The following is a 5,601-nucleotide window of genomic DNA, read 5'->3' as shown; positions in this document are numbered from 1 at the left end:
ATCCTTTGTGAAGAGGAAATACGTGAATTGCCAAAGACTGACTCAGCTGTCGGAATTGACCTCGGAATCACTGACTTTGCAGTCCTGTCAGACGGCAGCAGGAATGACAACAATCATTTCACCAGACAGATGGAAGACAGGCTGAGACGGGAGCAGCGAAAGCTTGCAAGGCGTGCACTTGCTGCAGAAAAAAGGGGCATTCCACTGTCTGAAGCCAGGAACTATCAGAAGCAGAGACGTAAGGTAGCAAGGCTCCATGAAAAGGTTGCGAACCAGAGAAATGAATTTCTGAACAAACTCAGTACAGAGATAGTCAAAAACCACGATATCATCTGAATCGAGGACCTTAACGTGAAGGGCATGATGCGCAACCACAAGCTGGCAAAAAGCATTTCTGATGTATCGTGGACGAGCCTTGTATCGAAACTTAGGTACAAGGCTGCCTGGTATGGAAAAGAAGTAATCAGGATAGGCAGATGGTTTCCGTCAAGTCAGATATGCTAGATTGCGGCCGCAAGGATGGGAAGAAGCCGCTCCATGTAAGGGAGTGGACCTGTCCGGTTTGCCATGCCCACCATGACCGTGATGTCAATGCAGCAAGAAATATACTGGCTGAAGGACTCAGGATAAGAACTCTTACACCAGAGTCTTAGCAATACAGAAACAAACAGGAACCGCAGGAATTGCGGGGTTAGCTTGGTAAACAAGAGAAACCTCTGGCGGCAAAGAAATAAGCCGGTAAGTATGCTCTGTTCCCAAGAATCTCGTGAATTTAGTCATGAGAGGTTAATTGAAAACATAAGTGAATATGACTCGCAGGATGATATAATAGTAGGAGAATACCGATCCGGGGGGCTCTGCCAGCTGGAATCGACAGATGGGTGGTTTGGATGAAGTACATACTCATAATTGAAGATGAGGTCAGGATGAGAAACCTTCTAAGGGACTATCTCACTAAGGAAGGCTATGAGGTCACCATGGCGTCTGACGGGGCTGAAGGGCTAAGGCTGGCTTTTTTAAAGGACTATGACCTAATTCTCCTTGATATGATGATGCCGTTCATGGATGGTATGACAATGCTGAAGGAACTGAGGAAAGAAAAGGATACGGCTGTCATCGTATTGACCGCCAGGAGCCAGGATGCTGACAAGCTCGAGGGATATGTAGCAGGTGCCGATGACTATGTGACCAAGCCCTTCTCTCCGAAGGTGCTTATGGCAAAGATACATGCGTTCTTCTCCAGACAGGATGGAGTAAGGAATGGAAGGGTCGAGGCAGGTTGCCTAAGGATTGATACCAGATCACAAAGAGTATTCGTTTCTGATGAGGAAGCGATTCTCACCAAAAAGGAGTACGAGCTCCTCGTCTTCCTTGCTGCTAACAGCAACATAGCTTTCTCGAGGGAGACTCTCCTTGACAGGGTCTGGGGAATTGACTATGAAGGGGACCTGAGGGCGGTAGATACCGGAATAAGAAGGCTCAGGGAGAAGCTGGGAAAAGCTGCAGGCTACATTATGACTGTAAGGGGTACCGGATACAGGTTCCTGGTGAATGACGATGTTTAAGTCGATAACCAACAAGCTGGCAATCCTGACAACAGTAATGGTCTCTTCGCTCCTGCTGCTTTCCATGCTTTTCATGACGCTATATTTTGAGTCCTACTACGAGAACGTCAAGAGAAAAGCACTCTTTGAGAACCTTATGAAATTCTCGGAGTTTACTGTCCGCTCCCCGGAAAGATTCATAGGTGACATCACGGACTATGAGGCAAAGAACTCCGCCAGGCTTTTCATATACACGAAATCCGGAGACCTTGTCTACATGTCATCCAAGGGCGGGAACGTGGATGAAAACTCTATCTTCATCCTCAGGAGCTTCTTCAATGACATCGCACTTAATGAAGCTGTAAAGGAAGAGCTTTACGGAGCTTCAGGGATATCAAGGGAGTATGTGGAAGAGACCAGAGGGATCAAGTACTTCCTGTCTGCAGTCCCGGTATCTGTACTGACAAGTGATGATTCCATCGCAATTTCAATATCTTCAATGATCCCGATAAGGGAGTCTGCTGAAACCATAAAGCAGTTCTTCATTTACCTTTTCATCGGGGGGCTCTTTGTAACTGCCATCATATCTGTCGTCGTATCAAAGATGGTTACGAAGCCTCTGAGGAAGCTTGCAAAGGACGCTTCCATGCTTGCATCGCTCAGCTTTGTGGAAAGGGATGCAACTGCAAGAACAGATGAGATTGGAGACCTGGACAGGTGCCTTACATCACTTTCATCAAACCTTCAGATAGCGCTGGAGGACTTAAGGTCCAAGAACCTTCTCCTTGAGGAGGACCTCAACCGGAAGGAGATGCTCGAAGACCAGAGGAAAAGCTTCATAAGGGACATATCCCATGAGCTGAAGACGCCGCTTGCACTTATACAGGGGTATGCTGAGGGGATAATAGACGGCGTCGCACCTGAAGACTCGAAGGAGTATCTTGGAATAATACTGGATGAATCGAGGAATATGGAAGCCCTCATACGTGACATGCTTGAGCTTTCATATACCGAATCAGATGCATTCACACTGGACATGAAGCATTTTGACCTGAGCAGGCTGATTTCAGAGACTCAGGCTGCCTTCAAGGGCATCAGGCAGGACATCAGGCTTGAGTCTGATATCATGCCGGGTTTGACTGCCTATGGCGACAGGGAGAAGCTAACTATAGCAGTCAGGAACATACTTAAGAATGCGTTCACCTATACGGATGTGAACGGATCTGTCTCCATAAGGCTCCTGAGCTATGGATCCGCAGGCGGATGTATCCTTAAGGTGACCAACAGTCCTGCATACATATCGGAGGAGGACCTCCAGAACATATGGGTGCAGTTCTACAAGAAGGACAAATCAAGGCAGCGTGTGAAGGGATCCTCAGGCCTTGGCCTTTCAATCGTCAGGAACATACTGGACAAGCATGGTTTCGAATATGGAATCAGGAATGTGGAGGCCGTTGATGGCACAAGAGGAATTGAATTCACAGTGAGTTTCGGATAAGAAACGACATGGGAGACCTTTGCTCCCATGTCGTTTTTATAGCGTGTATCCCCCGTCCATGGTTATGACCTGGCCGGTCATGTATCTTCCTTTCGTTAGCAGGAACTCCACGAGGTCCGCGATCTCTTCGGGACGGCCGAGCCTCTTGAAGGGAATATCGCTCAGGAACTCATCCCTTTCCGATATTGAAAGATTGGAGAGTATCTCCGTATCGATTCCGCCGGGAGCGATTGCATTTACTCTGATGCCCATGTGGGAAAGCTCGGCAGCAAGGCCTCTCGTGAACTGTTCCAGAGCACCCTTTGTCATTGCATACGCCACTTCCATGGATGCTGCCCTCGAGCCCCAGATTGAAGAGATTGAGATTATGTCACCTGTGCCCTTTTCTATCATTTGGGGTATCAGAGACCTGGTTATATAATAAAGGGGCTTGATGTTAACTGAAATAAGGTCCTCGAAATCTTCAGGCTGCATCTCATGGAAGAGCTCCCGCCTGGAAATTCCTGCGGCGTGTATCATTACTTCGATGTCCTTGTGTTTTTCTGCTATATTACGGGAAACTGAATCTATATCACGGCTATCCCTGAAATCGCAGCGTATGGCTTCAACATTATCATGGCCAGCAAGTGATCCAGTTAATGCACTTATCCCGGTATCATTTGACCCGTACATCAGTATAAGGCCATATCCCATCTCATTGAGCCTTCTCGCGATCGCACCGCCGATTCCTCCGCTTGCGCCTGTGATTAGCGCTGTCTTTGCCATTTGAACACATCCTCTCAACGTCGATTATACAGAAAAGATCGTATATGTAAAAGAAAAAGGACGGCTGCCCGTCCTTTTTGTCATTACTGCTTCGATTCCTTGAGTATGTCCGCAATCGCCGCTATGCTTCCCAGTGAGCTAATGGCATCCACTGGAAGTATGAGCTTGTTAGCAGGGTTCATCGAGAGGTCCCTTAACGCTTCAACCTGCTTGAGGGCGATTACCCTCCCGTCGGTTCCTGAATTTATTATGGCACCATTTACATCCATTATGGCCTGAGCTTCAGCCTTGGCAATAAGGTCGATTGCCCTTGCCTTACCTTCTGCCTCAAGGAGCTGAGATTCCCTGAGTCCTTCAGCCCTTCTTATGTTTGACTCCTTCTCCGCTTCTGCACGGAGGATGTTGCTCTGCTTCTCTCCTTCTGCCCTGGCTATGCTGGAGTTCCTGTCACCTTCTGCTATGAGGATGGCTGCTCTCTTTTCTCTTTCAGCCTTCATCTGCTTCTCCATGGCATTCTGGATCTCTTCCGGAGGAACTATGTTCTTGATCTCGACTGACAGTATCTTGATTCCGTATGCATCTGTAATCGAGTCGACTATACTCAGAAGCTTCTGGTTGATCTTATCTCTTCCGACAAGGACTTCATCAAGTGTCATGTCACCAATTATGTTTCTCATGTTGGTTATGGTCGAGTACATTATACCTGACACATAGTTCTCTATGTTGTAGACAGCATCCTTGGCGTTCAGCACCTGATAGAATATTACGTTGTCGACGGATATCTTGACGTTATCCTTTGTTATGACGTTCTGGGGCTGAATGTCGAGTATCTGCTGCTTCATTGATATCCTTCTTCTGACAAAGTCAGCGAAAGGGATTATTACGTGCCAGCCAGGCTGCAGGACCCTGTAGAACTGCCCGAACCTCTCCAGTACGAAGACATACCCTGTGTTGACAACCTTTATGCTTGTCAAAAGGACAATGAGTATGATGATTGCCAGAATTGCAAAACCGATGATGTATTCCATTACTTCGTTTCCTCCTTCACGACTGTTAGCTTGTTCTCTTTTATACCGACTACCCTGAAGCTCTCGCCCGGCAGAATGGTTTCGCCATCATTCACTATTGCCCAGTAGATTCCGTTGATCTTCTGCTGAGCTGTCCTTTCAATCCTGTCCTCAGCAGTAAAGACCTGTCCAACAATCTTGTCTACGAGTATCGGCTCGTTCTTGATCCTGTTCCTTATGTACTTTTCAGAAATGCTGTTCCCTATACCAAGGAAAACTATTCCAAGCACAACCGCGATCAGGACCTGGTAAGTGAATTCAACATAGAAGCCTGCCAGCCATGCAGCGACAAATCCCACCATAAGCCAGGAAAGCAGCACATTGCTGGTTACAACGTCAAAAGCTACAACGACAATGATCAGTACCAACCAAATCCAATTCAAGTTTCATCCCTCCTTGTGTCTAATTATATCAGCATAAGAGAGCATCTCAAAGCATGATATGGTATTAAATACTGCATTTTAAGGTAATCCCAACCTCTTTTGAATATACCGTTGGTTTCATCTCCATCAGGCTCTGTTTTTCTCGGTTTATCTCCGATTTTCATGCCTGTCCGTTCACGAAGCGCAGAGCAGTGCTGTTTAGCAGTTTCAGCCGCTCTAATACATAGTAACACAAATTATATAAAAATATATTTCAAAATAATTAATTTACAAATTTGTAACCATGGATATATCTTATGTGTAATGGAGGCTATGACCAAAATAAATGGTGCTGTTGCAAATCT

9 protein-coding genes are annotated in these 5,601 nt (G+C 46.5%); 6 read left to right on the top strand and 3 right to left on the bottom strand.

The window, feature by feature from the left end; translation table 11 throughout:
• The 5 genes from T472_RS20365 to T472_RS11570 all read left to right on the top strand — a co-directional run.
• A partial coding sequence (locus T472_RS20365; RefSeq protein ID WP_242864803.1) for an RNA-guided endonuclease InsQ/TnpB family protein occupies positions 1 to 336 on the top strand: 336 nt, incomplete at its 5' end.
• Entirely contained in the window at positions 337 to 504 is a 168-nt protein-coding gene (locus tag T472_RS20360) for an IS200/IS605 family accessory protein TnpB-related protein (protein WP_369323121.1), read from the top strand.
• Complete coding sequence (locus T472_RS20355) at positions 498 to 653, top strand: zinc ribbon domain-containing protein (protein ID WP_242864802.1); 156 nt, start codon at positions 498 to 500, stop codon at positions 651 to 653. Before T472_RS20360 ends, T472_RS20355 begins: the two co-directional genes overlap by 7 nt.
• A 237-nt stretch (positions 654 to 890) precedes the next feature.
• Entirely contained in the window at positions 891 to 1,565 is a 675-nt protein-coding gene (locus T472_RS11575) for a response regulator transcription factor (protein ID WP_023387645.1), read from the top strand.
• Positions 1,552 to 3,042 (top strand): HAMP domain-containing sensor histidine kinase, encoded by a 1,491-nt coding sequence (locus T472_RS11570; RefSeq protein WP_082447670.1) that lies wholly within the window; start codon positions 1,552 to 1,554, stop codon positions 3,040 to 3,042. The genes T472_RS11575 and T472_RS11570 overlap by 14 nt, the downstream gene beginning before the upstream one ends.
• 36 nt (positions 3,043 to 3,078) lie before the next feature.
• On the opposite strand, the gene ymfI is transcribed toward T472_RS11570, so the two are convergent.
• From ymfI to T472_RS11555, 3 genes are all read right to left on the bottom strand, one after another.
• The gene (gene ymfI, locus T472_RS11565; RefSeq protein ID WP_023387647.1) at positions 3,079 to 3,807 is read right to left on the bottom strand and encodes an elongation factor P 5-aminopentanone reductase; all 729 of its coding nucleotides are present in this window, start codon (positions 3,805 to 3,807) and stop codon (positions 3,079 to 3,081) included.
• Between the two features lie 83 nt (positions 3,808 to 3,890).
• Entirely contained in the window at positions 3,891 to 4,835 is a 945-nt protein-coding gene (locus tag T472_RS11560) for an SPFH domain-containing protein (RefSeq protein ID WP_023387648.1), read from the bottom strand.
• Positions 4,835 to 5,257: an NfeD family protein gene (locus tag T472_RS11555; protein ID WP_040907463.1), complete on the bottom strand. Its 423-nt coding sequence runs from the start codon at positions 5,255 to 5,257 to the stop codon at positions 4,835 to 4,837. The genes T472_RS11560 and T472_RS11555 overlap by 1 nt, the downstream gene beginning before the upstream one ends.
• Positions 5,258 to 5,356: 99 nt before the next feature.
• On the opposite strand from T472_RS11555, the gene T472_RS20120 reads away from it, so the two are divergent.
• Positions 5,357 to 5,601 (top strand): hypothetical protein (locus tag T472_RS20120; protein WP_207643967.1); only part of this gene is annotated, 245 nt, incomplete at its 3' end.

It is taken from the genome of Youngiibacter fragilis 232.1 (genome assembly GCF_000495435.3).
GTDB classification, from domain to species: Bacteria; Bacillota; Clostridia; order Clostridiales; family Clostridiaceae; genus Youngiibacter; species Youngiibacter fragilis.
Note: the sequence above shows the minus strand (reverse complement) of the source record. Positions and strands in the feature narration are given on the sequence as shown.

Coding starts and splice junctions, on each gene's coding strand:
- T472_RS20355 (WP_242864802.1), top strand. CDS start 498: ATGCTAGATTGCGGCCGCAAGGATGGGAAGAAGCCGCTCCATGTAAGG.
- T472_RS11575 (WP_023387645.1), top strand. CDS start 891: ATGAAGTACATACTCATAATTGAAGATGAGGTCAGGATGAGAAACCTT.
- T472_RS11570 (WP_082447670.1), top strand. CDS start 1,552: ATGACGATGTTTAAGTCGATAACCAACAAGCTGGCAATCCTGACAACA.
- ymfI (WP_023387647.1), bottom strand. CDS start 3,807: ATGGCAAAGACAGCGCTAATCACAGGCGCAAGCGGAGGAATCGGCGGT.
- T472_RS11560 (WP_023387648.1), bottom strand. CDS start 4,835: ATGGAATACATCATCGGTTTTGCAATTCTGGCAATCATCATACTCATT.